The following is a 2,218-nucleotide window of genomic DNA, read 5'->3' as shown; positions in this document are numbered from 1 at the left end:
TGACGCAGACAGCCCGCGCCGCTGCCTCCGCGTTTCAGAGGTGGTGGGGTGGACTCTCCGCAACCGTGGCTCAGAGGTGGTGGGGTGGACTCTCCGCAACCGTGGCTCAGAGGTGGTGGGGCGGCTTCTCGTCGAGGAAGCGCTTCAGGTCGGCGGTGGCGTCGCCGGTCGAGGCGGGTCGCTCGCCCCAGCCGTGGTCCGTGTCGTCCGAGGACTGCTGGTCCAGCGGGTCGTCGAAGATCAGCTCGGGCTTCGGGGCGCGCGGCTCGGGGTCGGGGGCGGAGGTCATGCCTCCAGGGTACGGCGCGCGGGAGCGGCCCCTGCCGGTCCCCGCGATGTACGGCCTGCGACCCCGTCTCGCCCCCGGGCCCCCCGAGCCCTGCGGGCGCCGGGAACCTGTGATTCCTTCATCCGCGCGCCGGGCACCCGTGATCCCTTCACAGGACTTTCCGCCGGCTATCTGGTGTGCTGGAACGCATGACGAGCAGCCCCACCCCGCCGGCGCCCTCCGGCCCTCCGGCGGGTCACAGACCACTGCGCAGACTCACGGCACGCGGCCGCGACGAGGCACATCGTGTCGCCTCCTCGCTCGAGCTCTTCTTCGACCTGTGCTTCGTCGTGGCCATCGCCCAGGCCGGGGTCCAGCTGGTGCACGCCCTGGCCGAGGGGCACGCCGGCGAAGGAATCCTCAACTACGCGATGATCTTCTTCGCCATCTGGTGGGCGTGGATGAACTTCACGTGGTTCGCCTCGGCGTACGACAACGACGACGTGCTCTACCGCGTCGTCACGCTGATCCAGATCGCCGGCGTGCTGGTCCTGGCCGCAGGGGTCTCGCGGGCGTTCGACCGGCACGAGTTCCTGCTCGTCTGGCTGGGCTACGTGATCATGCGGCTCGCCATGACGGCGCAGTGGCTGCGGGTGGCCCGCTCGAACAGGGGCGCCGAGCGGACGATGGCGCTGCGGTACGCGGTCGGCGTGCTGCTGTGCCAGATCGGCTGGCTGGGGCTGCTGGTCCTGCCGGAGCACGCCCGGCCGTGGGTGTTCCTGGTGATCGCGCCGCTGGAGATGCTGGTGCCGCTGTACGCGGAGAGGGCCCACCCCACGTCCTGGCACCCGCACCACATCGCCGAGCGGTACGGCCTGTTCACGATCATCGTGCTCGGCGAGACCATCGCGGCGGCCACCGTCGCCGTGAAGTCGAGCCTGGACGAGCACGACGCCCTGGGCGAGCTGCTCCCGATCGCCGCGGGCGGACTGCTGATCATCTTCGCCGCCTGGTGGATCTACTTCGTGGTCCCCATCCACGGGCACCTGCGCTCCAACCGGGAGTCCTTCCTGTGGGGTTACGGCCACTACCTGATCTTCGCGTCGGGCGCCGCGATCGGCGCGGGCCTGGAGGTGGCGGTGGAGCAGGCGGTCGGCGAGGCGCACATCTCGGCCCTGTCCGCGTCGGCCTCGGTGACCCTGCCGACGGCCCTGTTCCTGCTCACCGTCTGGGCGCTGCACTCGCGCTTCTACAAGGTGGGCATCGCCCAGCAGTTGGTGCTGCCGACCGCGTCGCTGCTGGTGATCCTCTGCACCTTCCTGGGCTCCTGGGCGGTGCTCGCGTCGGGGCTGGTGTGCGCACTGGCGGTGGCGGTCGGGGTGACGCTGACGGCCCGCATGGCCGCCCGGGAGCGCGGGGCGAGCGGGTCGAGCGGGGAGCGTGCGACGGCACCGGTGGCGTGATACCGGCCTGGCTCCGACGTGGCAGGGAGGCGACCTCGGTTCGGTGACGGCCGGGCGAGACTGGGTGCATGACAGTTGACGCTCTGACGGATGTCGCGGGGTTGCGGGTGGGCCACGCGACGCGCATCGGCGACGGTTGGCTCACCGGCACCACGGTCGTACTGGCCCCGGAGGGCGGGGCGGTCGCCGCCGTGGACGTGCGGGGTGGCGGGCCCGGCACCAAGGAGACCGACGCCCTCGACCCGCGCAACCTCGTCCGCAAGGTCGAGGCGATCGTGCTGACCGGCGGCAGCGCCTACGGGCTGGATGCGGCGTCCGGGGTGATGGCCTGGCTGGAGGAGCAGCGGCGGGGCGTGCGGGTCGGGGCGGACCCGGCGCACGTCGTGCCGGTGGTGCCGGCGGCGTGCGTGTTCGACCTGGGCCGCGGCGGGGCCTTCTCCGCCCGGCCCGACGCCGCCACCGGGCGGGCCGCGGTCGAGGCGGCGGC

The 2,218-nt window shown here is 72.5% G+C and carries 3 protein-coding genes; 2 read left to right on the top strand and 1 reads right to left on the bottom strand.

Translation table 11 applies throughout. The features are described from left to right. Positions 1–106 precede the first annotated feature (106 nt). Positions 107–289 (bottom strand): hypothetical protein, encoded by a 183-nt coding sequence (locus JYK17_RS38605; RefSeq protein ID WP_108008430.1) that lies wholly within the window; start codon positions 287–289, stop codon positions 107–109. 188 nt (positions 290–477) lie between these two features. Between JYK17_RS38605 and JYK17_RS38600 the strand changes: the two genes are divergently transcribed. Beyond that, the gene (locus JYK17_RS38600; protein WP_128802180.1) at positions 478–1,731 is read left to right on the top strand and encodes a low temperature requirement protein A; all 1,254 of its coding nucleotides are present in this window, start codon (positions 478–480) and stop codon (positions 1,729–1,731) included. Positions 1,732–1,799: 68 nt separating this feature from the next. Then, on the top strand, positions 1,800–2,218 hold a 419-nt coding region (locus tag JYK17_RS38595; RefSeq protein WP_222812230.1), incomplete at its 3' end, for a P1 family peptidase.

Source organism: Streptomyces plumbidurans (genome assembly GCF_019857225.1).
In the GTDB taxonomy this organism is placed as follows: Bacteria; Actinomycetota; Actinomycetes; order Streptomycetales; family Streptomycetaceae; genus Streptomyces; species Streptomyces plumbidurans.
This window is presented reverse-complemented; position numbering and strand designations above follow the sequence as displayed.